General features: G+C 68.0%; 21 protein-coding genes and 3 pseudogenes. 13 read left to right on the top strand and 11 right to left on the bottom strand.

The genetic code is table 11. From position 1 onward, the window contains the following. Positions 1-152: 152 nt before the first annotated feature. Positions 153-1,250: an MFS transporter gene (locus QM619_RS00760; protein ID WP_415103301.1), complete on the bottom strand. Its 1,098-nt coding sequence runs from the start codon at positions 1,248-1,250 to the stop codon at positions 153-155. Between the two features lie 47 nt (positions 1,251-1,297). Here QM619_RS00760 and QM619_RS00765 point away from each other — a divergent pair, with 47 nt between their 5' ends. After that, a complete protein-coding gene (locus QM619_RS00765) occupies positions 1,298-3,730 on the top strand; it encodes a PEP/pyruvate-binding domain-containing protein (RefSeq protein ID WP_415103303.1) in 2,433 nt (810 codons plus the stop codon). Then, on the top strand, positions 3,730-4,326 hold the full coding sequence (locus tag QM619_RS00770) for a TetR/AcrR family transcriptional regulator (RefSeq protein WP_415103305.1): 597 nt from the start codon (positions 3,730-3,732) through the stop codon (positions 4,324-4,326). Before QM619_RS00765 ends, QM619_RS00770 begins: the two co-directional genes overlap by 1 nt. Positions 4,327-4,333: 7 nt before the next feature. Here the strand turns inward: QM619_RS00770 and QM619_RS00775 are convergent, their stop codons facing one another. Next, entirely contained in the window at positions 4,334-5,344 is a 1,011-nt protein-coding gene (locus QM619_RS00775; protein ID WP_415103307.1) for an aldo/keto reductase family protein, read from the bottom strand. Positions 5,345-5,461: 117 nt separating this feature from the next. Here QM619_RS00775 and QM619_RS00780 point away from each other — a divergent pair, with 117 nt between their 5' ends. From QM619_RS00780 to QM619_RS00790, 3 genes are all read left to right on the top strand, one after another. Next, positions 5,462-5,839 carry a hypothetical protein gene (locus QM619_RS00780; RefSeq protein WP_415103309.1) on the top strand — a complete coding sequence of 126 codons (378 nt, stop codon included), beginning with the start codon at positions 5,462-5,464 and terminating at the stop codon, positions 5,837-5,839. A 127-nt stretch (positions 5,840-5,966) separates the two neighbouring features. Further along, a complete protein-coding gene (locus tag QM619_RS00785) occupies positions 5,967-6,890 on the top strand; it encodes a bifunctional riboflavin kinase/FAD synthetase (protein WP_415103311.1) in 924 nt (307 codons plus the stop codon). Between the two features lie 264 nt (positions 6,891-7,154). Next, positions 7,155-7,640, top strand: coding sequence for a hypothetical protein (locus QM619_RS00790; RefSeq protein WP_415103313.1), 486 nt, complete (start codon positions 7,155-7,157; stop codon positions 7,638-7,640). 16 nt (positions 7,641-7,656) lie between these two features. Here the strand turns inward: QM619_RS00790 and QM619_RS00795 are convergent, their stop codons facing one another. The 4 genes and pseudogenes from QM619_RS00795 to QM619_RS00810 all read right to left on the bottom strand — a co-directional run. Further along, complete coding sequence (locus QM619_RS00795) at positions 7,657-8,562, bottom strand: S66 peptidase family protein (protein ID WP_415103315.1); 906 nt, start codon at positions 8,560-8,562, stop codon at positions 7,657-7,659. A 37-nt stretch (positions 8,563-8,599) separates the two neighbouring features. After that, a complete protein-coding gene (locus tag QM619_RS00800; RefSeq protein ID WP_415103317.1) occupies positions 8,600-9,091 on the bottom strand; it encodes a GNAT family N-acetyltransferase in 492 nt (163 codons plus the stop codon). 138 nt (positions 9,092-9,229) lie between these two features. Continuing rightward, positions 9,230-9,730: an NAD(P)(+) transhydrogenase (Re/Si-specific) subunit beta gene (locus QM619_RS00805; RefSeq protein ID WP_415103319.1), complete on the bottom strand. Its 501-nt coding sequence runs from the start codon at positions 9,728-9,730 to the stop codon at positions 9,230-9,232. A gap of 46 nt (positions 9,731-9,776) precedes the next feature. Further along, positions 9,777-9,980, bottom strand: a pseudogene (locus tag QM619_RS00810) (NAD(P)(+) transhydrogenase (Re/Si-specific) subunit beta); the annotation flags it as partial. On the opposite strand from QM619_RS00810, the gene QM619_RS00815 reads away from it, so the two are divergent. Beyond that, positions 9,970-10,191 (top strand): hypothetical protein, encoded by a 222-nt coding sequence (locus tag QM619_RS00815; RefSeq protein ID WP_415103321.1) that lies wholly within the window; start codon positions 9,970-9,972, stop codon positions 10,189-10,191. The pseudogene QM619_RS00810 and the gene QM619_RS00815 overlap by 11 nt on opposite strands. Before the next feature lie 224 nt (positions 10,192-10,415). Beyond that, positions 10,416-11,831, top strand: a complete 1,416-nt coding sequence (gene ahcY, locus QM619_RS00820) for an adenosylhomocysteinase (protein WP_415103323.1) — start codon at positions 10,416-10,418, stop codon at positions 11,829-11,831. A gap of 112 nt (positions 11,832-11,943) precedes the next feature. Here ahcY and QM619_RS00825 read toward each other — a convergent pair whose 3' ends face one another. Then, positions 11,944-12,330: a DUF2809 domain-containing protein gene (locus tag QM619_RS00825; protein ID WP_415103325.1), complete on the bottom strand. Its 387-nt coding sequence runs from the start codon at positions 12,328-12,330 to the stop codon at positions 11,944-11,946. Positions 12,331-12,347: 17 nt separating this feature from the next. Further along, positions 12,348-13,334, bottom strand: coding sequence for an HAD-IA family hydrolase (locus QM619_RS00830; protein ID WP_415103327.1), 987 nt, complete (start codon positions 13,332-13,334; stop codon positions 12,348-12,350). A gap of 175 nt (positions 13,335-13,509) precedes the next feature. Here QM619_RS00830 and QM619_RS00835 point away from each other — a divergent pair, with 175 nt between their 5' ends. After that, positions 13,510-13,671, top strand: a complete 162-nt coding sequence (locus QM619_RS00835) for a hypothetical protein (protein WP_415103329.1) — start codon at positions 13,510-13,512, stop codon at positions 13,669-13,671. Between the two features lie 50 nt (positions 13,672-13,721). Here the strand turns inward: QM619_RS00835 and QM619_RS00840 are convergent, their stop codons facing one another. Next, a complete protein-coding gene (locus QM619_RS00840) occupies positions 13,722-14,192 on the bottom strand; it encodes a hemerythrin domain-containing protein (protein WP_415103331.1) in 471 nt (156 codons plus the stop codon). A gap of 220 nt (positions 14,193-14,412) precedes the next feature. Between QM619_RS00840 and QM619_RS00845 the strand changes: the two genes are divergently transcribed. Further along, positions 14,413-14,661, top strand: a complete 249-nt coding sequence (locus QM619_RS00845) for a hypothetical protein (protein ID WP_415103333.1) — start codon at positions 14,413-14,415, stop codon at positions 14,659-14,661. Here the strand turns inward: QM619_RS00845 and QM619_RS00850 are convergent. Beyond that, complete coding sequence (locus QM619_RS00850) at positions 14,642-15,073, bottom strand: DUF6326 family protein (RefSeq protein WP_415103335.1); 432 nt, start codon at positions 15,071-15,073, stop codon at positions 14,642-14,644. The genes QM619_RS00845 and QM619_RS00850 overlap by 20 nt on opposite strands. 545 nt (positions 15,074-15,618) lie before the next feature. On the opposite strand from QM619_RS00850, the pseudogene QM619_RS00855 reads away from it, so the two are divergent. Together QM619_RS00855 and QM619_RS00860 are read left to right on the top strand one after the other, a co-directional pair. After that, positions 15,619-15,996: pseudogene (locus tag QM619_RS00855) on the top strand (histidine kinase); the annotation flags it as partial. Between the two features lie 469 nt (positions 15,997-16,465). Continuing rightward, positions 16,466-17,114: pseudogene (locus QM619_RS00860) on the top strand (response regulator). A gap of 6 nt (positions 17,115-17,120) precedes the next feature. Here the strand turns inward: QM619_RS00860 and QM619_RS00865 are convergent. After that, positions 17,121-21,434: a hypothetical protein gene (locus tag QM619_RS00865; RefSeq protein ID WP_415103337.1), complete on the bottom strand. Its 4,314-nt coding sequence runs from the start codon at positions 21,432-21,434 to the stop codon at positions 17,121-17,123. A gap of 303 nt (positions 21,435-21,737) precedes the next feature. On the opposite strand from QM619_RS00865, the gene QM619_RS00870 reads away from it, so the two are divergent. Together QM619_RS00870 and QM619_RS00875 are read left to right on the top strand one after the other, a co-directional pair. Then, on the top strand, positions 21,738-23,243 hold the full coding sequence (locus QM619_RS00870) for a lipase/acyltransferase domain-containing protein (protein WP_415103339.1): 1,506 nt from the start codon (positions 21,738-21,740) through the stop codon (positions 23,241-23,243). Continuing rightward, positions 23,240-26,305, top strand: a 3,066-nt coding sequence (locus tag QM619_RS00875; protein ID WP_415103341.1) for a hypothetical protein, incomplete at its 3' end; no start/stop codon positions are given. The genes QM619_RS00870 and QM619_RS00875, both read left to right, overlap by 4 nt.

Raw genomic sequence — 26,305 nt, forward strand, 5'->3', positions numbered from 1 at the left:
AGGGCAAGGGCCGCAGTAGCGAATCGGGGACGCGAACCGGAGGGGACCTGCTCAGTGGGCGAGCTCGGATCGAGCCGGGTCGGAACGCAGGAGGAACGTTCCCGACCCGGCTCTCCGTAGTTCTGGGGCCAGTTCAAAGTCCAGCGGCCAGTTCAACCGGTGGCGACGAAGAGGCCGAGCAGCACGGTGCCGACGGCGCCGCCCAGGTTGCGAGCCAGCTGCACTACCGTGCTGGCCCTCGCGGTCGCGGTCTCGCCACCCAGCACCTGCGCCCGGACCAGCAGCAGCGGCATCACGGTTCCGACACCCACGCCGATCACCCCGGACGCCGCCGCGAGCCAGATCGTGCCCGCCGGGACCACGCTGAGCACGACCAGACCGCAGCAGCCCACCCCGATGGCGACCCAGGACGCCCGGCCCACCAGCTGTGAGCGGCGGTCGGCTGCGCGTCCGCCGAGCATGCTGCCCACCCCGACGCCGGCCATCAGCGCGATCAGGGCGGCGGAGGAGTCCGTCGCGCTGCCGCCGAAGCGGGCCTGCACCAGAAACGGCAGATAGACCGTCGCGACCATCAGCACCGCGCCGGCCAGGCAGGCGCCGCCGCAGATCCGCCGCATCACCGGATCGCCGACGACGGTGCGCACCGGTTCCAGCAGGTCGAGGCTGCGCCAGGCGTCCGGCCACGACGAGCGGGCAGTATTCGGGACGCCGATCGCGGCGGCGGCCATCGCCAGCAGGCCGACCGGAACCACCACCCAGAACCCCAGCCGCCAGCCGGGGCCGTCGGTGAACCAGCCGCCGAGCAGCGGTCCGGCCACATTCGCCACCACCTGGATGATGCCGACGGCGCCGAAGAACCGTCCTCGCCGCGAGCCGGCCAGATCGCCGACCGCGCCCAACGCCGCCGGCACCAGGGCGGCCGCGCCGACACCCTGGACGACCCGCGCCGCCACCAGCGCCGCGCCGCTGGACGCCAGCGCCACCCACGCGGTGCCGCAGAGGAAGCCGCCGACGCCCCAGAGCAGCAGGGTGCGCCGTCCCCGGTGGTCGGCGAGGTGACCGAACAGCGGCATGGGCAGGGTCGAGGCCAGCAGGTACGAGGCGAACACCCAGCCATAGGCGTCCGCCGCGTCCAGCTCGCTCGCGATCCGCGGCATCGCGGTGGACAGCAGCGTCTGCATCAGCGCGGACGCCGCGATGCCGATCAGGATCGCGGCCAGTCCGATCGTGCGGCGCGGCTCAGAAAACACACCGCGATTGTATACGAACCGTTTTCTATCGTGGTAGCGTGCCGGCCATGACAGTCCCGTTGACGCTGCCGCTGAGCGTGCTGCGAACCACAGATCTGGGAATTGCCGGCGGCAAGGCCGTCGGTCTGGGTGAGCTGATCGCGGCCGGCCTGGACGTTCCGGACGGCTTCGTGCTGACCACGCAGGCCTACCGCCGGGCGATCGCTGCCGCCGGCATCGGGCCCGACGATCAGCCCAGTCCGGACGCCGTCGCCGCGGTGCCGATCCCTGCCGAGGTCGCGGACGCCCTCCGCGCCGGCTATGCCGGGCTCGGCGGCGGGCTGGTGGCCGTCCGCTCCAGCGCCACCGCCGAGGACCTGCCGGGCGCTGCCTTCGCCGGCCAGCAGGAGACGGTGCTCGGCGTCCTCGGCGAGGCGGCGCTGCTGGACGCCGTCCGCACCTGTTGGGCGTCGCTGTGGGGCGAGCGGGCCGTCGCTTACCGGACGGCGATCGGCGTGGATACCACCGACCTGGCCCTGGCCGTGGTGGTGCAGCGGCTGGTCGAGGCCGACCATGCCGGGGTGATGTTCACCGCCAACCCGGTCAGCGGCGCCCGCGACGAGGTGGTGATCGAGTCCAGCGCGGGCCTCGGCGAAGCGGTGGTCTCGGGCCTGGTGACGCCCGATCATGCGGTGCTCGACGAGTCCGGACGCGTGCTGCGCCGCCGGGCCGGCGTCGCCGACGTGGTGATCACCGCCCAGGCCGGCGGCGGCACCCGGACGTCGACACCCGCCCAGGTGCCGCCGCTCTCCGACGAGGCGCTGGCCCGGATCGCCGCGGCCGGACGGCGGATCGCGGCCCGCACCGGACGTCCGATGGATGTCGAATGGGCGGTCGCCGGGGAGCGGACGGTGCTGCTGCAGGCCCGCCCGATGACCGCACTGCCACCCCCGGCGCGCCGGCTGAACCGGGCCCAGCGGCTGGCCGGCGCGGTGCTGATCGAGCTCTTCCCGCGTCGTCCGACCCCGCTGGAGCTGACCGGTTGGCTGGACCAGATCCTGTTGCCCCTGGTGGACGGCATGTTCCGGGGCATGGTGGGGATGCGGATGGACTTCTCCGAGGTGTTCTTCGCCGACGACGCCGTGCTGCGCGAGTTCGTCCCGCCGATGCCCAAACCGACGGCAAGAATTCCGGCCGCGCTCGCCCACGATCTCGCCGTCGTCCGGCGCGATCCGGCGGCTTGGGCGTCCGATCCGTTGGCCCGGCACTACGACGCGGAATGCCGGGAACTGGCCGGGCTCGATCTGCCGGCCCTGCCTTGGTCCGAACTGCTGCGGGTGCATCGTCGGGTGCAGGCGGCCTGCCAGGATCTGACCCGGTTGCGGGTCGACTACCTGCCAGCCGCGGCCGCTGCGATCGCGCAACTCGCCGGGCTGCTCACCGTCCTAGGGCTGCGGGGACGCCTCGCCACCCTGCTCACCGGCGCCGTGGACAGCCGGACGACAACGGCGAACGCCGAACTCGACGCGCTGGCCGAGTCGATCCGCGAGCAGCCGGTGCTGGCCGAGGCCTTCGGCACCCGGCCGGCCGCCGCGGTGCTCGACCGGCTGCGCACCGACCCCGCCGCCGCACCGATCGCGGACCGGTTTCAGGCCTTCCTGGACGCCTACGGCCATCGCGAGACAGGCGGCATCACGCTGGTCAAAGACCCGTCCTGGGCCGACCACCCCGAGACCGTGATCGACGTCCTCGGCCTGCTGCTGGAGACGCCGTCCGGGGGTGGCAAGGACGCCGCCGCGCCCGACCCGCTGACCGAGCTGGTGGCCCTGCGCCGGGTCCGCGCCCTTCGGCTCGACACCACGCTGCGGCGGCTGACCCGGGCGGCCCGCGCCGGCATCGCCGCCCGCGAGGACACCCATTTCGACCTGGCCCGGCTGATGCCGCCGCTGCGGCACGCCATGATCGAGATCGGACGCCGGCTCGCAGCGCACGGCTGGCTGGCCGCACCGAACGACATCTGGTTCCTCACCTGGCCCGAGATCGCCGCCCTGCCCGACCCGGAACACACCCCGGTCGACCCGGCCGTCGCCGACAACGCCGGACGCCGCGCCGCCGGCTACGCCGAGCTCGCCTCGGCCCCGCTGATCGCCGGCGCCAGCCTGTACCCCGACCGGGGCGCGCAGCACGGTGTCCTGGTCAGCGGCACCGCCGGCGGGGGCGGGACAGCGACCGGCACCGTCCGGATCATCCACGGACCCGACGAGTTCGGCGAGCTGCGGGCCGGCGAGGTGCTGGTCTGCCCGACCACCAACCCGTCCTGGACGCCGCTGTTCACCCGCGCCGCCGCCGTCGTGGTCGACCACGGCGGCATCGCCTCGCATGCCGCGATCGTGGCCCGCGAATACGGCATCCCGGCGGTGATGGGCTGCGGCTCGGCCACCGCCACGCTGCGCACCGGGCAGCAGGTCACCGTCGACGGCGACCGCGGGGTGGTCCGCTGATGGCGGGCGACGACAAGGAGAGCTTCCGCAACCGGCCGCGCCGGCGCGGCGCCGCGCTCGAAGAGGCGATCATCGACGCGGTCACCGCCGAGCTCACCGAGGTGGGCTATGCCGGCATGACGATGGAGTCGGTGGCGCGCCGGGCGGGCACCGGCAAGGTCGCGATCTACCGGCGCTGGCCCACCCGGCTGGCGCTGGCGATCGAGGCCGCCTACCGGCTGATGGACCTGCCCGAGCCGCCGCCCGAGCCGTCCACGCTGCGCGCCGACCTGGTGGCCTGGCTGACCGCGGTCGCGGGCCAGATGGCCGGACCGGCGGGCGAGGCGTTCCGCGGGATCGTTGCGGAGTCCCTCACCCATGTCGGACGGGGCCGGCTGGCGGACGTCACCCGCGGCACCAGCCTGGAACAGTTCCGGCAGATTCTCGATCGCGCCCGGCAGCGCGGCGAGCCGGTCCGCGACGATCTCACCCCGATGCAGGAGCGGGTTCCCTCGTCGCTGCTGCAACACCACTATCTCACCCACCACCTGGTCGATCAGGACTACATCGAGCACCTGATCGACGAGGTTGTGATCCCGCTGATCACCCCGCTCTGAGCGCGAATCAGCTGGGTCGGGACGCCGGGGTGCTGTCCTTGGTCAGCGCCGGATCGGACACCACCACGTCGCCCAATGCCGCGTCGATCGCGGACAGCACCTCGGCCGACAGCTTCACCCCGGCCGCGGCGGCGTTGTCGGCGACCTGCTCCGGACGCGACGCACCCACGATCGCGCACGCCACGTTGTCGTTGGCCAGCACCCAGGCGACCGCCAGCTGCGCCATGGTCAGACCCAGATCGGACGCGATCGGCTTAAGGTTCTGCACCCGTTCCAGGATGGTGTCGTCCAGGAACCGGCTGATGGTGCGCTTCCCACCCTTCTCATCGGTGGCACGGGAGCCTTCCGGCACCGGCTGGCCGGGCAGGTACTTGCCGGTCAGGACGCCCTGCGCGATCGGCGACCAGACCACCTGCGACAGCCCTAGTTCGCGGCTGGTCGGGACGACTTCGCCCTCAATCACCCGCCACAACATGGAGTACTGCGGCTGGTTCGATACCAGCGCGAAGCCCAGCTGCCGAGCCAACTCCTGACCGGCCCGGATCTGTTCGGCGCTCCACTCGCTGACTCCGATGTAGAGCGCCTTTCCCGAGCGGACCACATCGGCGAACGCCTGCATGGTCTCTTCCAGCGGGGTCTCCAGGTCGTAGCGGTGGGCCTGGTAGACGTCCACATGGTCGGTGCGCAGCCGACGCAGTGAGCCGTTGATCGACTCCATGATGTGTTTGCGGCTCAGTCCGCAGTCGTTGTGCCCGCGCGGACCGGTCGGGAAGAACACCTTGGTCATGATCTCGATCGACTCGCGGCGCTCGCCGGCCAGCGCCTCGCCGAGCACGCTTTCGGCTTTCGTGTTGGCGTACACATCGGCGGTGTCGAAGGTGGTGATGCCGGCGTCCACCGCAGCCCGGACGCAGGCGAGCGCGGCCTCGTTCTCGACCTGCGAACCATGCGTGAGCCAGTTTCCATAACAGATCTCGGAGATCTTCAGCCCCGAGCTACCCAGATGACGAAACTCCATGCCTACATCCAACCAGCCCGTGCCAGCGCTCCCGGTGCGACGTATCACGATCGGGCTACCGTCCGTCTATCCGTCGAACGCCCCGCGTCGGCGGGGGCCCCATGAAAGGACCGCAGGATGAGTTGCGATCATTACCTGAAATTCGAGAACGGGACCGGGGTCTGTCTCGACCTCGTCGTCCCCTATCGCCGCAAGTGGCCGTGGCCTCCGGACCCGGACTGGCTCCAGCGGCTCAAGGACCTGGTGACCGAGGGGGTCGGACCGGTCCCCGACCCGAGGCGCGGGGTCGTCGACATTCTGGACAGCGTCCAGGTCCCCGGAGTCGAGCAGGGCGGCTGGTCGCGAGATATCACTCGCGTGGTGATGATCGCCGACCTGGTTTCCCAGCTGGAATCGGCGGAGCTGCGCGAGAGCCTGGGCGCGGAACTGCGGACGCAGAGCGACCAGCTGGTGCGGGCCAACATGCCCGGAGCAAGCCTCGGACTCAGCGTCTGACCCGATCCGAATGGCGACCTCGTTCCGGGTCGCCATTCGGCGGTTCCCACCCCGACGCCGGTCGCCACCCGTGCTGCTCGGCCGGCCGATTTTATCCCGTCCGCCGAATCTCTTAGGCTGGCTCCTCGTGAGTGAATCGGTGGTGGTCATCGGCAACTTCGACGGAGTCCACCCCGGACATGTCGAGGTGCTTGCCGAAGCGCACACCCGGCGTCCCGATCTTCCGCTGGTGGTGGTCACCTTCTGGCCGCACCCCGTCCGTGTGCTGCGTCCCGACCGGGCGCCGATGCTGCTGACCGGCCTGGACGACCGGATCGCGCTGCTGAAGGCCGCCGGCGCCGACCGGGTCGAGGTGGTCGACTTCACCCCCGAATTCGCCCAGCTGACCCCCGAGCAATTCGTGGTGGACGTGCTGCTGCCGTTGCACCCGGCACTGATCGTGGTGGGGGAGAACTTCCGGTTCGGGCATCGGGCGGCCGGCACCGTCGACACCCTGCGCGAACTCGGCCGCGGCCGCTTCGAGGTGGAGGCGCTGAAGCTGGTCCGCTACGGCGACGAGGAGACCTGCTCGACGACCATCCGGGACGCCCTGGCGTCCGGCAACGTCGCGCATGCCGCCGAGCATCTCGGACGCCCGTTCCGATTCACCGGCGTGGTCGCGCACGGCGATCATCGGGGACGCGAACTCGGCTTCCCGACCGCGAACCTGCCGGTGCCGGCCGAACTCGCCTGCCCGGCCGACGGCGTCTACGCCGGCTGGGTGACCCGGCTCGACGGCCTGGACGCCCACGGCCGGCCGCTGCCTTCGGGTCAGGACGCCGAGCGCTGGCCGGCGGCGATCTCGGTGGGCACCAATCCGACCTTCGACGGCGTCCAGCGACGGGTCGAGTCCTATGTGCTCGACCGCACCGACCTGGAGCTGTATGGGGCGCCGATCGCCGTCGACTTCACCGAACGAATCCGCGGCCAGGTCCGCTTCGAGGGCATCGATGAGTTGATCGCCCAGGTCAGCGACGACGTGCGGCGCAGCCACCAGATTCTGCACGTGTAGCTCGTCTTCGAACCGCTTTTCGGTGGATATAGGTACCCATGGGGGGTATGTGCGTCGAGCCTGACGCCGCCCAAGCCACTTTCTGGTGGGTGTGAATACCCCCCGTGGGTATCCCATACCAACCAAAAAGTGGTTCGGGCTCAGTAGGCCCGGCAGCACCGCCGCCATAACCACCAAAAACCGGTGCGAGCGAGCGCCGAAGTGCCTGCCCGCGGGATCCGCCAGCCACTTGTGTACCGCCGGGGCACAGCGCAGAGTTGGTGCATGACCTGGCTGGTCGCTCTGGGGGCGGTGGTGGGGCTCGTCGCCCTCACCGTCCTCATGCTGCGCCGGCCCAAGCGCCGCGTTCGGGTCGAGAAGCATCCTGCTCCGAGCGACACCCTCGGCCTGTCCGAGGCCGACGCCGCGGAGTTGCGCGAATTGGAACGCCAACTCGAGCAGGAGTACGGGGTGGTCCGGGTCCAGTTGCTGATGCATCGGCTGGCCGGTGTGGTGCACCGCGACGTGCCGCTGCGTGCCGTCCGGCCCGGCCCGGTGCGCGGGTTGGCCCGGATGTGCTTCGCCGACGGCACCACCGTCCAGGTCCGCGGACGCCAGGCCGGCGACCTGGGCTATCTGGCCGCCACCGCGATCACCCGCACGGTGCGGATCTCCGACTTCCACGCCGAACAGAGCAGCGTGGTGGTCGACCTCAACTGGGACCGGGGACGGGTCAGCGTGCTGGCCATCGGTCTGGACCAGGCCGACTGAGGTCCGACGGCAGTCGTCATCGCAGCGCCGGCCCGCACCGAAGGGTGCCGGCGTCGGCGTCCAGTTCGCACCGGACGCCGAGCGGAACCGTCACCGGGTTGGGGGTGTGGCCCAGCGGCAGCCCGGCAAGGATTGGGACGCCGAGCAGCCCGAGCCGGTCGCTGAGCACGTCGAGCACATTCCAGCCGCGATCGTGGTAGCCGTCGAAACCCTCCAGGACGCCGAGAGCGACGCCGGTCACGCCGTCCAGGGTCCCGGAATCGATCAGCTGGGTCAGCGCCCGATCGACCATGCCGAGCCCGGCCGCCCGGTTGATCTCCAGCAGCAGCACGTGGCCGGCCATCGGCACCTCGGTCACCCCGACGCTGCGGGCGAGCATCTCCAGATTGCCGCCGACCAACCATCCTGTCGCCCGGCCGCCCGTGGTGAGTTCCGCGCCGTACTGGGTGCGATCGGCGGCGATCACCTGAGGCGTGCCGCCCAGCAACAGGTCGCGCACCGTCTCGGCCCGGTTGCCGGCGACCGCGCCGTGCAGCGACACCACGCCGGCCCGCTGCCAGAGCAGATGCAGAGCGGTGATGTCGCTGAACCCGACGATCGGTTTGGGGTCGGCACGCAACGCGTCCCGATCGAGGACGCGGACCAGCCGCAGGCTGCCGCAGCCGCCCATCGCGCACACGATGGCGCGCACCTCGGGGTCGCGGATCGCCGCATGCAGATCGGTGAGCCGGTCGGCGTCGCTGCCCGCCAGGTAGCCGAGCCGGTTTCGGACATGGCCGCCGAGCCGCACCCGCCAGCCCCAGTCGGTGAGTCGTTGCGCGGTCTCGGCGATCCAGGCGTCCTCGGCCCAACTGGCCGGGGTGAGCAATGCGACCGTGTCGCCGCGGGTCAGGCGTGGTGGTGACAGATAACGCTCAGACACGGCGCCGAGTCTCCCACGTCACCCAGCAGCGACCGGCTCAGTGCAGCAGCCGCAGCGATTTGCGGTAGATGGCGTCCATCTCTTCGCGGGAATGGGTGTTGCCGAGGCCGTCCACATATTCGTAGGTGGTCAGCCGGTGGTCGCCGGTCGGGGTGTAGTCGAGCGAGATGTACATCGGGATGGCGGCGGCGTTCTGCGGGTCGACCCGCAGGAAGATCTCGTCGAAGCCCAGCTCGACGGCCTGCTGCTCCAGGAACCGGGTGAGGGCGCGGGCCGCACCCTGTCGGCGCGACTCCGGGTACACCCACAGGCTCTTCAGCTCGGGTTGCAGCAGATTGTCGCCCCGGCAGTCGAGCACGCTGGTGCCCAGTTCGATGCCGTCCCGCAGCGCGACGGCGAAGTAGTAGTCGCCCTCCAGTTGCCGCTCGTAGTGGCCCTGTGCGTAGCGCGCGTTGGGATGCGGCTCCCGGCGTCCCAACGAGGCGAGGTCATCTGCCGTGCACAGCCGCACCACGATGGGCTCCGTCATACGTACCTCCGCAGGTCGGGATGGGATCGAGTCACCCTGATCTGGCTCGCGTCCACCGGATGGTTCATCTTGCCAGAACGGTGCAAGCCTACGTCGCGCGGACCCCGCCACGGTATGGCCACAGGGGTGTGCACGGACTCAGCCGAGCTCTTTGAGCTGGCCGATCACGTCCGCAACCGTTTGCTGCGCGCTGCCGTACAGCATCGAGGTGTTGTCGGCGTAGAACAGGGCGTTCTCGATGCCCGAATAGCCGGCGCCGCGTCCGCGTTTGATCACGATGCAGTTGCGGGCCTTGTCGGCGTCCAGGATCGGCATGCCGTAGATCGGGGACGTCTTGTCGGTCCGCGCGACCGGGTTCACCACGTCGTTGGCGCCGATCACCAGCGCCACATCGGTCTGCGGGAACTCGGCGTTGATCTCGTCCAGGTCGAAGATCTTCTCGTACGGGACGCCGGCCTCGGCCAACAGCACGTTCATGTGACCGGGCATCCTGCCGGCGACCGGGTAGATCGCGAACGACACCTCGACCCCGGCCCCTTCGAGCAGCTTGGCCATCTCCCACACCTTGTGCTGGGCGCCGGCCACCGCCATGCCGTAGCCGGGGACGATGATCACCTTCTCCGAGGGCCTGCGCCTCACCGGTGATCGGGGTGAACAGCACGCACGTGATCGGCCGATTCATCGCCTTGGCCATCAGCTGGGTGAGTAGGGTGCCGGACGCCCCGACGACGATGCCGGCGATGATCAGTGTCGGGTTGCCCAGCACGTAGCCCCCGAAGCCGACAGCCAGACCACCGCGCCGAGTGCCAGGGCGAGCAGGAAGAACAGCCCATCCGGCGACGCCGCCGCCCAGCACGATCGCGACCGCGATCAGCACCATGTTGCGCATCCCCGCGGACGAGTCGGAGAAGGGCGCCAGCGTCCCGATCAGGATGGTGCCGGGACGCAGCGCCGCGATCGCTTCTGGGGACGGGGGCCCGATCGTCCACACGACCTCCGAGCCGGCCATCACCTCTTCGACGGACTGTGCCCAGGCGACCTCGCCGAGCGAATGGTCGGTGATGTGTGACCTGGTGGTCGCGCCGGCCTGCACCAGGTAGGGTCGCCCCGAGCGCGCGCAGCTTCGTGGCCACGTCGGGCACGAGAGGGGTACGCCGTTCGGCGGGGTCGGCGCTGACCGGGATTCCGGGAACGAAGCCCATGGCTGGGGATCTCTCCCTGTCCTTGTCGGACGTTGTCGGACGGTGATAGATCCAATCCAACCCCGCGTTGCGGGCTTGTCACATCGTCTGTGCGGGTCGTCGGGGTGCACTACGATTCTGCGGTGGATTATCGCGTTGCCGACCTGAACCTGGCCGATTTCGGACGTAAGGAGATCGCTCTCGCCGAGCACGAGATGCCTGGCCTGATGGCGATGCGGGAACGCTACGGCGACTCGAAACCCCTTGCCGGCGCCCGGATCGCGGGCTCGCTGCATATGACCGTGCAGACCGCCGTGCTGATCGAGACCTTGGTGGCGCTGGGCGCCGAGGTGCGCTGGGCGTCCTGCAACATCTTCTCCACTCAGGACCAGGCCGCCGCCGCGGTGGTGGTCGGCCCGCACGGCACCCCGGAAAATCCGCAGGGGATGCCGGTGTTCGCCTGGAAGGGCGAGACGCTGGCCGAGTACTGGGCCTGCACCGAGCAGATCATGGACTGGGGCGACCGGCGTCCGAACATGATCCTGGACGACGGCGGCGACGCCACCCTGCTGGTGCACAAGGGCGTCGAGTTCGCCAAGGCCGGGGCGGTGCCTGAGGCCGGGCCCAGCGACTCGGCTGAATACGCGGTGGTGCTGCAGCAGCTTCGGGCGTCCGGGCTGGACTGGGTGGCGATCTCGAACGAGATTCGCGGCGTCACCGAAGAGACCACCACCGGCGTCCATCGGCTGTACGAGATGGCCAAGCAGAGTGCCTTGTTGTTCCCGGCGATCAATGTCAACGACTCGGTCACCAAGAGCAAATTCGACAACAAATACGGCATTCGGCATTCGCTGATCGACGGCATCAACCGCGGCACCGACGTGCTGATCGGCGGGAAGACCGCCGTGGTCTGCGGCTATGGCGACGTCGGCAAGGGCGCCGCGGAGGCGCTGGCTGGCCAGGGCGCCCGGGTGATCGTCACCGAGATCGACCCGATCTGTGCCCTGCAAGCCTCGATGGACGGCTACCAGGTCGCCCGGCTGGACGATGTGCTCGATATCGCCGACATCGTGATCACCTGCACCGGCAACCGCGATGTGGTGACGGTCGATCAGATGGCGGCGATGAAGCATCTGGCGATCGTCGGCAACATCGGCCATTTCGACAACGAGATCGACATGGCCGGGCTGGAGAATTACCCCGGCGTCCAGCGCACCGTGATCAAGCCGCAGGTGGACCGCTGGACCTTCCCCGACGGGCATTCGATCCTGGTGCTCTCCGAAGGCCGGCTGTTGAATCTCGGCAATGCCACCGGGCATCCGTCGTTCGTGATGAGCAATTCGTTCACCAATCAGGTGCTGGCCCAGATCGAATTGTTCACCAAGACCGCGGAATATCCGACCGGCGTCTACACGCTGCCCAAGGAATTGGACGAAGAGGTCGCCCGGCTGCATCTGGACGCCCTCGGCGTCCGGCTCACCGAACTGACCCCCGCCCAGGCTGACTACCTCGGCGTCCGGCCCGAAGGCCCGTTCAAATCGGACGCCTACCGCTACTGACACCGTCCGCGTCGTCCTGCATGACGACGCGGATCACTCGTCCGGGTTTTAGCGTCTTTTCCGTGGTTCAAACCCTGGATAGGACGCTAAACCCTGGAAGTGTCGTCCGGGGTCACGTGGTCGTGCGGCGGCTGAACCTATCGATCAAGCCGGCTACCGCCACCGCGACCACGTAGACCACGAGGTCGCGGACGTCGAAGCCGGTCCCGAGCACCAACGCGATCGGTGAGAACGTCGCCGCCCACAGTCGCGGCAGCCCGGTCAGCTGGAACAGCTCGATCGCAACGCAGGCCGAGCCCGCGATGACGGCGGCGACCGCCGGAGGCGTCCGGGGGAGTGCGAAGACGACGAGCGTATAGATCAGGACGGCATACAGCGCGTCGCCGGCGATGTCGGACGACGTACCGTGCGGCCGCACGAAATGCGTAGTCAGTCCGGCCAGCACGGTGGCGGCAGCGCCGCCGGCGGCGAACAGCCGACGCCGGCCAGGGGTTGTCATCGGGCGTCGTCCGGCCGTCAGACCGGGACGCCGATCGAGCGCAGATCGCGGGCCAATCCGTCGGCGCCGGTGCTTTGCCGATGCAACACGGCACGCAGTCCGAGCTCTCGGGCGGCGATGACGTTCGCCGGGGCGTCATCGACGAAGGCAATCTGTTCGATGGGCAGCTGGAGATCGTCCACGATGGCCTGGAAGAAGGCGGCCGAAGGCTTGGCGTGACCGACCTGGTAGGAGTAATAGACCCGGTCGAAATGGCTGTTGGTGTCGGTGTGCTCCTGCATGAATCCGCCGCGCCGGCTCTGCTGATTGGTGGCCAGGCAGCAGGTGAGTCCGGCGTCCCGCACCCGGTCGACGACCGCGAAGGCGTCCGCGTCGAGGTCGATGTCGTGCCAGACCGCCAAGACGTCGGTGACCGTGCCGTCGCGGCCGGCCAGCAGCGGCTCCAGCCGGTCGGCCAGGTCGACCTTGCCGGTCAGGCAGTCGAGTTCGGCGGTGAACGCGGCCTTGACGAATCCGGGCCCGCCGAGGGCGGCGAAGCGGGCCAGCCAGTCGCCGCGCGGTGACTGCAGCACGCCGTCCGCATCGAACAGGACGGCGCGGACCGGCTGGTCGGTGACCGGGTTGCGGCTGGCGGCGAAACCGGCGAACTCGCCGAGCATCCGCGACCACTGCTGCTGCAGCGACTCGGCCTGGCCGTCCGGTGCGCCCTCGATGGTGAGCGTGGCGGTGGTTCCGGCCGCGCCCTCGGTCAGGGTCAGGACGGGATCCGCGGGCTCGGCCCAGGTGTCCTCGGTCCAGCTGAACCGGACCACCCCATCGGCGACATCCTGGATGGTGCCCGCGCCGCCCGCCCCGCCGTGACCGACCGACGCATAGCGGGCGCCGGCGACCAGGTCGGGCGCCTGGTGTCCCCAGAGCAGTTCGGGGTGGTCGGTCAACAACTGCCAAGCCGCGTCGGGGCTGGTCGGGACGTCCTGGACTAACTGCACAGCGGTGAGGGACATATCCACCATCTTGCCGCAGCCCCGTTGGCCCTCCCGATGGGCTCTCGCTGGTCGAGTCCGCCGGACGTCGAGTGCGTTGGTCGAGCTTGTCGAGACCCTGACAGCTGGGAGCCGGTGAGGGTAGCCGGAGCGGACGTCTACCATGCGCGCATGAGTGAGGTGAGCGACGCCGGACGTGGACCTGATCGTCACGTTTCCGCCGGACGCGGACATCGTCACCCTGCTCATGCTCGAGGAGCAGCTGTCCGGCCTGTTGACGGTGCCGGTGCACGTCGTTTCCTCCGGAAGCTCCGGTCCGCTTCTCGACCGGGCACTGGCCGAAGCCGTCCCGCTGTGAAAGAGGAGGATCGGGTCGAACGACGGGCTCCGCGATCCGTGCCCACGCGCTCATAGCGGGCCGAGAACCGCCTGCGGGTCGGCGTCGAGTTCGAGCGTCTCGAGCACCGTCCGCAGGCTGCGTTCCTCGTAGCGGAAGTGGCTTTCCATGATCGCCGCGATGCCTTCGAGGTGGCGGTTCAGGTCGTCCGGCGGCGCCGTCCGATCGACCGCCGCCTGCAGCCCGGCGAGCAGGTGCGCGATCATCGAATGATCCTGCCGCAGGTTGCGCAGCACCTCGCGAAGCTCGGGATGGGCCGCGGCGATCGCGGGAAACAGCTCCCGGTCTTCGCCTTCGTGGTGGCCGGTCAGCGCCACGCAGAAGCTATGGCAGAACAACAACAGGTCACGCTGCGCGGGCTCGGCGGGCTGGCCGGCGGCCAGGGCGGCGCGGGTCAGCCGCCGTACGTCGCGCAACCGTTGGTGCACGGTACGCAGTTCGTTGTTCCAGGCGATCAGCCTGGCCTTCTCGCCCTCAGTCACGCGAGGGCGAAGGGGTCGACGCGATCATCGTCGTCTCCTTCGTGTCCGACGCCTCCATGCCTGACACTGTCTGCCACCGGCACGCGACGCTGACCGCAGACTACCCCGATCGGCCCGGTCACGCCCACCAGCGGCTGCTGGTGAAGGATCTCGTTCGTGAGGTCGCGGGACGCCCGCTCTGGTGCCAGACTGGCCAGGACGGCAGCAGGAGGTGGGTGACGTGTTCCGATCGTTACGCGAGTTCAAGAATCCCGCGACCTATTTCGGACGGTTCATCGTCCAGTTCGCGCTGGCCTTCTCGGCCTGCGTGGTCGCCGCGGTGATCGCGTTCGCGTTGGGCCGCGACGACCTGGCGCTGGCCGGGCTATGGGCGTTGGCGTTCAGCACGCTGTTCGGGCTGATCCGCGCCAAGCTGACCAGTCCGGGTGCCCCGTTCTGGGGCTCCCCGTTCACGCATTCAGCGGGCTAACCGGCCGGCTTGGTTCGCCCCGGTCGGTGCGGAGCGGCCACGTCCAGGCGGAGCGCAGGATGAAGGCCAGAATCAGCACTTCGAGCACGATCGCGACGACGTAGAAGAACATCCAGGACGACTCTCCGACCGCATTGAACATCGCGTAGGGAATGTTCAGCGATGCCACGACGAGATTGACCATGCGGTTCGCCCGTGCGGGCAGCGTCATCGAGAGCAGAATCATGAAGATCGGGATCGACATGAGGCAGAGGAAGACGGTCATCAATGTCGGGCTGATGTCGAACGTGAAGACGACGCCGGCCATGATGGTGTCGATGACGCCGGGCTTGTACAGGGCGAGGTAGTCGACGTAGAGATAGACGAACATGAAGCTGGTCCAGGCCGCCGCGAGTTTGACCTGCACCGGCATGCGCACATCGTCCAGCGTGCTCAGCGACGGCAGATTCTCCCGTGTGGTCGGCGATTGCGATGTTCTCATCACGATGATCCTTTGCTTGATCGAATGGGGTTCGATTGAGTGGTGCTGCCAGCTTCATGGACGCCGCCGGCGGGCACATCGGCACGAGAGCCAGTCTTCGACCTGCCCGTTGGCACAGCCGGACTCTCGTACTTTCGGCCGATACGCCGCCGACGCGGCGTCCCTAGGCTGACCGGGTGGCCGCCAATGCACTCGTCTCGCTGTGGGCCGAACCGCGACCCGCGGACGCCCCGCAGCGCGGGCTGGGGGACTGGGCCCTGGCCGCGGCGCTGATCTGCTGGTCCGTGGCCGAAGTCGTGCTTCGCCAGGATCTGGCGTCGGGCCCGCTGGTGCTGGTCGCCGTCCTCGCGGTCGCCGGCGCACTGCTGTGGCGACGCACCCACCCGCTGATCGCGGTCGTGGTGTCCTTCGGCGCCTTGACGATCGTCGACGGCATCAGAATCGCCACCGGGGCGCCGGGCGTCCTGCCGGACAGCATGCTGGTGACGCTGATCTTGGCCTACGCCCTGTGCCGGTGGGGCTCCGGCCGGGAAGCCGCCGGCGGCCTCGGCGTCATCCTGCTCTGGGTGGCCGTCACCAACGTCGCCGACGCCACCGGTCTGGCCCACGCGGTCGGGGGATCCGCGGTCTTCCTGTTCGCCGCCGCGCTCGGCGCCGCGATCCGCTATCGCGCGAAGATCCGCGTCCGGGACCTCGACCAGGCCAAGGCCCGCGAACGCGAACAGCTCGCCCGCGAGCTCCACGACACCGTCGCCCACCACGTGTCGGGCATCGCCATCCAGGCCCAGGCCGGACGTGCGATCGCGGCGTCCGATCCCGAGCGCGCCGTCGAGGCCCTGGCGGTCATCGAGGACGCCGCCACCCGCACCCTGACCGAGCTGCGCGCCATCGTCGGCGTGCTCCGCGCCGCCCAGGACGCCGAGTTCGCGCCGCAGCCGCGCGTGGCCGAGGTCGCGCGGCTCGCCACCGACGGCCGGACGCGTCCCCGCGTGACGGTGACGCTCTCCGGCGAGGTGGACGACCTCAGCCCGGCGGTCGGAGCCGCGATCTACCGGCTCGCCCAGGAGTCGATCACCAACGCGCGACGGCATCCCCGGCACGCCACCCAGGTCACCGTCGCCGTCATGGGCGACGTCGACCGGGTGCGGCTGACGATCGACGACGACGGCTCCTGTGGCGCGGGCGTCCGGGGCGGCGCGATGGGCTACGGCCTGGTGGGCATGCGGGAATGCGCCGCACTGCTCGGCGGCACCTTCCACGCCGGCCCCGTCGCCGAGCCGGCTGGCGGTTCGAGGCGGACCTGCCCCGAACCAGGGAGCCACAGTGAGCATCAGGGTCCTCATCGCCGACGACCAGCACATCGTCCGCACCGGACTGACGATGCTGCTCGACGCCCAACCCGGACATCGAGGTGGTCGGCACGGCCGCGGACGGACGCGAAGCGGTCCGCCTGGCGCTGCAGCTGCGTCCCGACGTCGGACTGTTCGACATCCGGATGCCGGTGCTGGACGGCATCGAAGCCACCCGCCGTCTCGCCGGCCCCGACGTCGCCGACCCCCTGCCGATCGTGATCATCACCACCTTCGACCTCGACGAATACGTCCACGGGGCGCTCAAGGCCGGCGCCCGCGGCTTCCTGCTCAAGGACGCCGGACCCGCCCTGCTGACCCAGGCCATCCACGCCGCCACCAACGGGGACGCCCTGATCGCGCCCAGCGTGACCGTCCGGCTGCTCGCCGCGTTCGCCCACGCTCAGGCCGCGCCGCCGAGGCAACCGATAGAGCCGCTGACCGCCCGCGAGGAGGAGGTCCTGGTGCCGGTCGCCCTCGGCCGCACCAACAATGAGATCGCCGCCGAGCTTCACATCACCCCGAGCACCGTCAAGGCCCACATCGCCAGCCTGATGCGAAAACTCGGTGCCCGAAACCGCGTCGAGGTCGCCATCTGGGCCTTCGAGACCGGACGCACCTGACGCCGCTCAGGCCGAATCGACGATGTCCAGTCGAGCCATCCGGCCGTCCGGGCCACCAATGATCAGGTAGCGCCCTGCATCGTCGGCCCAGATCGAGGTGGCGGGAGTTGCGGTGAACAGGCACTGGATCTCGGTGCCGGTGCCCGGATCCCAGATCCGGACTGTCTCATCACTACTCGTGGTGGCCAGCAACGTTCGATTGTCATGCGTGAAGCTTGCGATCCCTGTTATCGAGCTGGAATGGCCGGCGAGGGGCCGTCCGACTGGTCTCCCCGTTTCGGGGTCCCAGATACGCACTGTCACGTCCATGCCGGTGGTCGCCAGGCGCGGGTGATTGTTGTGATTGAAACCGGTGATCCGTGTAACCGCGCCGGTGTGACCGGTGAGGGCATCTCCGACCTGTTCGTTGGTGTCGGGGTCCCAGACTCGGGCTGTCTTGTCGTCGCTGGCGGTGGCGAGCAGAATCCGGCCGTCTTGGCGAGCGAAGCTGACAATCCCGCTCATCGAATTAGTGTGGCGGGTGAGGAACTGTCCGATCTGCTGGCCGGTGTCAGGATCCCAGATCTGCACCGTCTCATCGCGACCGGTGGTGGCGAGCAGAGTCTGGCCGTCTTGGCGAGCGAAGCTGACAATCCCGCTCACCGGATTAGTGTGGCGGGTGAGGAACTGTCCGATCTGCTGGCCGGTGTCAGAGTCCCAGACTCGGACTGTCTTGTCCTTGTCGTTGCTGGCGGTGGCGAGCAGGGTCCGACCACCGTGGTGGGTGAAGCTGGTGATTCCGGTCACCAGGATGGCCTCGTTGGTGAAGCTGGGGATTCCAGTCACCCGGCTGGTGTGGTCGGTGAGGGGGTGTCCGATCTGCTGGCCGGTGTCAGGATCCCAGATCCGCACTGTCTCATCCCAGCTGGTGGTGGCAAGCAGGGTGCGGCTCCGCTGGGTGAAGCCGGTAATCCGCGTAACCGCGCCGGTGTGGCCGGCGAGTGGGTGCTCGACCTGCGCCTCGGTAGCGTGGGGATCCCAGATCCGTAATGTCCGATCATTATTCGTGGTGGCTAGCAGATTCCGGTCACGGATAGTAAAACTGGTGATTCCTGACATTTCTCCGGTGTGTCCGGTGAGTGGCTTTCCGACCTGTTCGCCAGTGTCGATATCCCAGACTCGGACTGTTCCGTCGTTGCTGGCGGTGGCGAGGCGGAGTCGGCCGTGATGGGCAAGGGTCGTAACTCTGATCTGCGGGTGAGTGTGTCCGGTGAGCGGCTTGCCCACCCGTTCACCGGTGTCGATATCCCAGATTCGGACTGTTTTGTCGTAGCTGGTGGTGGCGAGGCGGAGTTGGCCGTCCTGGGTAAAGCTGGTGATTCCGCTCAACCCGTAGGAGTGATCGTGATCGGTGCGGAGTGATCGCACCCGTCGGCCGGTGGCGGGATCCCAGATTCGGACCGTCCTGTCGTTGCTGGTGGTGGCGAGGCGGAGTTGGCCGTGGTGGGTAAAGCTGGTGATTCCGTTTACTACCTGGGCGGGATCGGTGAGGAGCGATCTCGCCCACCGGCAGGTGTCGAGGTACCAGATGTGTACTATCCCGTCGTAGCCGACAGTGGCGAGCCGGGGTCGACCGTGGTAAATGAAGGTGGTGAGCCCGATGACCGACTTAGCGTGGCCGGTGAGAGGTTGTCCGATCTGTTGGCCGGTGTCGGGATCCCAGATGCGCACGGTCCGGTCGTAGCTGGCGGTGGCGAGCCGGACCTGACCGCAGTCGACAAAGCTCGTGATCGAGGTCACGGCGAGCGTGTGACCAATCAGGGTTTGCCCGACCTGTTCACCAGTACTCGGATCCCAGAGGCGAATACGGTGATCATTGCCGCCGGTTGCTAGCAGATGTGGTCCATGAGGCCGCTCAACGCTAGTGAGACAGGAGACGCTGGCGTGGCAGAGGACGTTGGGGTTGCTCGGCCAGTGTGCCCAGCGGGGCTGAAGCGACCCGGTTGGTGAAGGGCCGGGGAGTTGGCGGGCAGCCCGAGCGAAAGCCAAGCTGAGCGTTCGGTCGGCGATTGGTGCATCCGCCAGGTAGGGCTCGACAGTGCTCCAGGCGGTCAGCCCGGCCACATCGGGCTCATCGGGCAGCGGCAGTCCGAGTCGTCCTCGTACCAGGCCGCTGGTCTCCCAGGGCAGGAACTCGGGTGGCACGATCTGGTCCTCCAGACATTGCCCCTGAGCTGCGTGCTCGATGAGGTGGCGCCGGAGGTACGGCTCGGGCGCGGGATATTCCTTGTCCGAACTGGAAGGCAGTAAGCCGGACAGCCTCTCTGCGATTCGTGCATGCACCGCCGTCGGTTCCTCCGCTACTTCGGCTGTGTCTCCGAGCAGCTGGTGGTGATTGGCGCGCAATGTCTCGGCGAGCCGTTCGTGCACCGGGCGGTAGACCCGCCGGTCGTCTTCGTTGTCCTCGGTGAGGTAGCCGCTGAGCCGTCCGGTGAGAGCGGATTCGATCACCGCATCTGTGTTCGGGATCTGCTCGTCGGCTACGGCCTCGGCGACTGCTGGCCAGATGTCCGCCCACGGCAGGCCTCGGCCGAAGGAGAACGCGGTGGCTCGCAGCACCGCAAGCGTGTGGTCGGGATGGAGTCCACCAAAGTCACGAAGATCGTCCCGGAGCAGGCCGACGGTTCCTTCGGCCAGGGATCGCAGCCAGTCCGGATCGGTCAGGTCGGGTGGCTGCTCGCTGTTCAGCAGGCGATGGGCTGCCAGTCGGGCGTCCAGGAACGAGGGGGACACGGAGCGGGCGATGATGCCGGCGGCCGTGGCACGCAACTCTGGATCTGCGCGGTACCGGGCACCGGCGCTCTGACCGCCTGAACGCGAGAGCACGGCCTCGACGTATTCGGCGATGTCGGCCGTGGACTCATCGTCAGAGCGCAGTATGTCGGTCTGGGGAAGTGCATCGCGGAGCAGCGCAAGCAAAGAGCCAGGCTGGCCCTCCGGGCCGGGGCTGCGAACGCCGATCGCGAAGCGCAGCGGATGTCCACCCTCAGCGTTGGTGTGCGTCGCGAGCGGGATGAGGAGGTCGGCGACCACACGGAACGGATCGCTTGCCTCATCGAGGCCGTCCAGCACCACTGTCGCCGTTGCATTGCCGACCTTGGTGACGATCGACTCACGAAGCTGTGCCGCCGTCCAGTCGGCCGGGGTCGACGTGACGCCCAGGCCCTGCGCGACGGAGCGCAATAGGTCCAGCGAACTCTGATTGCGGGCGAGCAGCGCAACCCGGACGCTTCCGTCGGGCGGAATGGTCTCGGGTGTGTGCTGGCGAATAGCGTCAACGGCCGCGCTATAGCCGGGATTGGACAGAAATGCCGGGTCGGACAGGGTGACCGCCCGCGCCAGCAGTGCGGACTTGCCGCTGCCTGCCATGCCCGTCACCACGAGATTTCCGGTGTCGTGGCGCAGAAAGTCGGCGATTGTGGTGGCCAACTCGCGCCGGCCGGAAAAGTACCAGCCGGCGTCGTCGCCATCCGTACGGCCGCTGGCGCGATCCAGCCAGTAGTGGAGATCGGCGGGGCTGGCCGCCACCTCGGCGATCTGCGGCCGGACCACTCGCCGGGGCGGCCGGTAGGCCGGGTTTGGCAATGCCAGACAGGGCTCTTCCGTTGGTGTCTGCGGATGAATTTTGTGCGGTCGCAGTCGGTCGGCGTCGAGATCTGTCGCGGCCGCATTGAGCGCGCTGGTGAACTGATCGACGGTCAAGTGCGGGGCAAGGTTGCCGGTCTTCCGTGCGGTCAGCCGCTGTCGGGCCGCGGAGAGGAGTTCCCGGAGCTCCAAGACTCGCGGACTCTGGTCAAAATCGCCGATGGTGATGACGCTGATGGTGTCCAGGCTGCGTCGGGCCGGTTTGAGGTCCTTGATCACCCAATGCAACTCATCTGTCGTGGAGTTGCCGAAGCAGCTGCTGATCAGCACCACAATGTGTTCCGCGTCCGACGCGAGCACCTGCTCGACGATATCGGCCGTCCTGATGTGGCCCCGGTGAGGATAATCGTCGTCGCCGTCCGGCATGCACAGATAGTGGCGTCCGGAAACGGTTCGCAAACCGTGGCCGGTCAGGCATAGAACGAGGACGTCGCCGGGGCCGGCATGGGCGAGGCGCTCGCTGGCGATCAGTTGGTGAACGTCGTCACGGGTGCTGATGAACGGCTCGATCACGGTGAAGCGGTCGTCGCCGAGTTCTTCGTGCGCCCACCATTCCCGCAGTTCGGCGACCTGGGCGTCCATCCCGTTGGCGAAGTCCGGCGCCGCGTCCGGGTAGTCGCGCACGGCGACGACCACCAGCCGCCGGCTGTCCGGCTGGGTGGTGGGGGAGTCCGGGGCGGCGGGCTCTCGCCTGACTGCGTTCGTCGTGACCTCCCTATGCCGCACGGCACCGACGCCGTAGCCAAAGATCTACCATGCAGGAAATGTCCTGCGTGCGCTGGGCGACGCCCCGTCGACAGTCCTAGCGAAGAGCCATCTATCCGGTGGTCGAGCTTGTCGAGACCCTGAACCCCGTCGCGTGGGCTCAGTGGTTTCTTATCTGATCGGTGCCCGACGAGGAATGTCGAACGGCTCGCCGTACGAGGCTCAGGGAATACGATGCCCAGCATGATGGGGGGACTTCCTGAGCCGATGACCTACGGTGCGACCCACGATCTGATCGTGGTGGTGCCTGGAATCATGGGCTCGGCGCTCAAGGACCGCGACAGTGGCCGGCTGGTCTGGGGCTTCGCCGAGGCGAAGTGGTGGGTGGACGCTTGGAACCCCATGGGGCAGGGACTCACCCCACTGGCGCTGACCGATGCGGAACTCGAGGCGCTGCATGGCGGCGGGTACGAGCCTTCGACGGCGCGGATCAAGCCGGCTGGGTTGCTGCATGGCCCCATCCCGGCGTTCGCGCCGATTCTGGGAGGCATTGAGCCGTACACCAGGCTGGTCAAGGAACTGAAGAAGGCCGTCATCCACGAGGCGGCCGCTCTGGAATTCGCCTACGACTGGCGCCTCCCGACTGCGTTCAACAGCCAACTGCTCGACGTCGCGATCCGGTGCCGACTGAAGGAGTGGCGGAAGCATGAGAAGCACGCGGAGGGACGACGCCTGCACCCCGAGCAGCGCGACGCCCAGGTGGTGATCGTGGCGCATTCGATGGGCGGACTGGTCGCCCAAGGTCTCGGCACGATCACGGGAGCCCTCGACAATGTGCGTCAGGTGATCACCCTGGGCACGCCCTTCTACGGCGCGGTGGCGGCACTGTCGATGCTGGAGACCGGCGAAGCCCCGCCGGTCAGTACGATCTTGCCGCGCACGCGGCTGCGCGATGTGGCGCGGACGATGCCGGGCGTCTACGACCTTCTGCCCAGATTGCGGTGCCTGCTGGTGCCCTCCGACGAGGTCGGTGAGGATGTGATCGCGGTCACGCCAGGTCACGTGGCCGCCATCGGTGCCAGCCGTGATCTGGCGCAGGCTGCCGCCGACCGTTTCCAGGCACGCAAGGACGTGCGGCTTCCCCAACTGCAAGCGCATGTAGGGACGCATCAGCCGACCGCGCAGAGCGCACGGATCGAGCACGGTCACGTCATCGGACAGCCGCACTACTACAAGTTCGGTGCCGATGGCGTGATTCGGGACGACCGGATCGGCCAGCCTGTCCGGTTCACCGATGGCGAGGGGGACGGCACGGTGCCGTGGCGATCAGCGCGGCCGTTGGAGCACGATCGAATCTCGTATCGACCGCAGCAGCACGGCGCATTGGCATCCTCCGGAGAATCCATCAAGGCCATCGTCTCCCACGTCAAGGACGAGCCAGTGGGTGATCGTTTGGGTAGGGGAGACATCGGCATCGAGGTGCCGGACGTTGTCCTGGCGGGGCAACCGGTCGAGATTCGAGTGACCGGAGAGGCCGATCCAGCACGAGTCACCTGCCAGATCACCGACCTCGGTGACCCCACCGGCAGAGCCGGTCGCCAGCCGAAGGCCTCGCGGCGCGGGGAGGACCTGGTTGCCGAGGCGTTTCTGGGGCCCGGTCTCTACCGTGTCGCAGCGAAGTTGAAGGCCGGCGGCCGGGACGCGGTCAGTCAGGTGGTGCTGGTGATGGAATCCGAATGAGCGGCTCAACAGAAGGAGTGGGCACGGTCCTGCACTACCCCTTTGACTTCAGCGACTACCGGGATCCGGACAATCAGAAGGTTGAAGCAGACGTTGCTGCTGCGGACGTCACTCGGGTGCTACAGGATCTTCTCGGAGGCGAGGTCGTCGAGTGGCCGGGAGCCCGCGGGAGCGGAGAAGCCCTTGCGAGACTCAAGGAGTTCGCCCGATTGACGCACACGTGCTCCCTGGTCTGGGTAGGCCATGGCGCGTCCGACGACAACGAGGCTTCGGTGCTCATACCAGGCATCGCCGGATCGTCAGAAGACGACGAGTTCACTCCGGAGGCATTCGCCCTGCATCTGCGTAATCAGCAGAGCCGACGACACGGGCGCGCAGACGAAGCATGGACGATGGTCGTCATTGAAGCATGTGGGGCAGGCCGCTTTGTTCAGTTGGTTGCGGCCGAGCTGCTCCGTCGTCGAAGTGGTCAGCGGATCGCGCTGGTCGGCGTCGGATCACCCGATGGCCCAGGACACCTCGGTGAAGCGGCGAAGATACTCGGACAGGTCGTGAGAAGCACACTCACCCGGAATGACACCGAGGTGGCGGTCTCCGACTTGCTTGCGGAAGTGGAGCGGCGACTCGGAGACCACGACGGGGCGACCTATGCGCTCGGAGTTGCGTCGTGTCGCATCCGCCGAGCAGGTATCCCGGTCACCGCAACCTTGGATGTCTACGCACGGCTCGAAGCAGTACTGCAGCAACTTCCGGAGCGGGAGCGCTCTCATTTCGCCCGTAAGGGCATGGGTGCCGATTTCGGCGAGTTCACCTGGTCATTCGTCGGACGACGTGACGAGCGTCGCCGAGTTGTGGAACACCTGAGCACGGGCAGTGGACTGCTGGCAGTGACCGGGCCCGCCGGCTCAGGGAAGTCGGCCGTCCTCGGCAACGTGTTGCTCCGGGCTCGGCCCAAGGTCCGCGAGCTGCTCGTTGAAGCCGGGCTGCTGGACAACGATCCGGTCACCGAACGGGAACGGGATCTGACCATCGACGGCGTCTTGCACGTTACCGGGATGACCCACGACGAGGTGGCGGAGTCGCTGGCCGGGCAGCTCGGCGCGGATCTCTCTTCAGCGAACAAACGCGGGGCACCACCGGCAGGCGGCGAACTGGCCAACCGTCTCGTCGCGGCCGTCGAAGCGAATCGACGTCAAGGACGGGTCGTGGTGGATGCGCTGGACGAGGCCCGCGACCCACTGAGCATCGCGGGATTGCTTCGCCGGGTTGCGGAGGCGGGTGTATCCCTGGTGGTCGGTACACGTGCCTCGACCCGCGAGGGGGTGGACCACGCCACCCACGACCGCGAACTGCTAGAGGAACTTGGAGTGGCGAGCGATCTGACCTTGGTCGTCGGCCGTGATCCGGACGCGCTGGCGGCGTACGTGAACCTCACCTGCGCACGCGAGGGCATATCGGATCACTTGCGTGCTCTCTTGCTCAAGGAAGTGTGCGCGCCGACCTCTGACACCGCAGCCGGAAGGGAGCGGCAGTTCCTCTTTGTCCGCCTACTGGTGCATGAGTTGGTTGCTCGGCAACGCCTCGGCAAGGACCCGACTGAGGCGGCTCCCGAGTTGCTGGAGGGAACCCATCGAACCGTGTTTGCGGCGGCCGTGGCCCGGCTCCGCGAGCATGCCCCCACCGCCGCCAGTCTGCTCGAAGCTCTGGCCTACGCGCGTGGCGCGGGATTGCCACGCCTCGGTGGAATCTGGGAGTTGGTGGCATCTGTGGTGCATGGAGCTTCGGTGGCCCCCCTCGACATCGACGAAGCTCTCTCGTTGCTGGCCCCCTACGTGGTGCTCGACGCCGAGAACGGACGCTCCGTCTATCGACTGGCCCACCGCACCTTCGTGGAGTACTTCGAGCAGGAATGGGGCGACAACCGGGAGACCAGCGAACTGGCCGTCGTACGCGGTCTGATCGAGTCTGCGAACGATGTGCTCGCCAGTGCAACCCCCACCACAGATCGGAACCTCGACGCCTATCTGGTCTCGCACCTCGCAGCGCACGTTGGCGCCGCAGGAGCTCCCGGCTGGCAACTGCTTGCCGACCATGAACCGCTGCTCGATGTCATCGACCCACGCACGGTCGCGAGCGAGGTCATGGCGTCGGGGATCGTGGAGAACATTCCGACCGCTATTGCATCCGTAACGATGGGAGCACACCTGCTGGCCTCGTGCAGCCCTTCCGATCGCCGCGGCGTTCGGCAGCTGGTAGGTGCTGGTGTCACCGGCCAGCTGGTCGCCGAACCCTCGGAGTCGGCTACTTGGTGGGTGCGGTCGGCAGCACGTTCTAGTGGTCCTGTTCACCGCACCCTTGCTGGCCACACCGACCGGGTTAATGGAATTGCAATCTTCACTCATCAGGGTCGGGATCTACTTGCGACGAGTGCGGGTCAGGTGGTTCGGATTTGGGCTCCTGATACCGGTCGGCAGGTTGGCCTGCCTCTTGTGGGTCATACCAGCGGTGTTAGTGAGATTGCCAGCTTTACTCATCGGGATCGAGTCTTGCTTGCTATAGGCGCGGGTCGAGTGGTGCAGATTTGGGATCCTGGTACTGGTGAGGCGGTGGGGAGACCTCTTGCGGGCCACGCTGGCCGGGTGAGCGGGATTGTCAGTTTTCCTTGCCAGGGCAGAGTCTTGCTTGCTATAGGCGCGGGTCGAGTGGTGCAGATTTGGGATCCTGGTACTGGTGAGGCGGTGGGGAGTCCTCTTGCGGGCCACGCCGGCTTGGTGAGCGGGATTGTCAGCTTTACTCATCAGGGCCGGACCTTGCTTGCCACCACTAGCTGGGATAGGACGGTGCGGATTTGGGATCCTGGAACCGGTCGGCAGGTCGTACAATCTCTCATTGGCTCCACCAGTGGACTGAGGATTGTCAGTTTCATTCATCAAGGCCGCGCGCGACTCGCCACCACAAACCGCGATCGGACGGTGCGGATTTGGGATCCTGATAGTGGTGCACAGGTTGGCCAGCCTCTTACTGGCCACACTGGCCGGGTGAGCGGGATTGTTAGTTTCACG

Origin of the sequence: Micropruina sp. (assembly GCF_047606665.1) — a bacterium.
Classification (GTDB): Bacteria; Actinomycetota; Actinomycetes; order Propionibacteriales; family Propionibacteriaceae; genus Micropruina.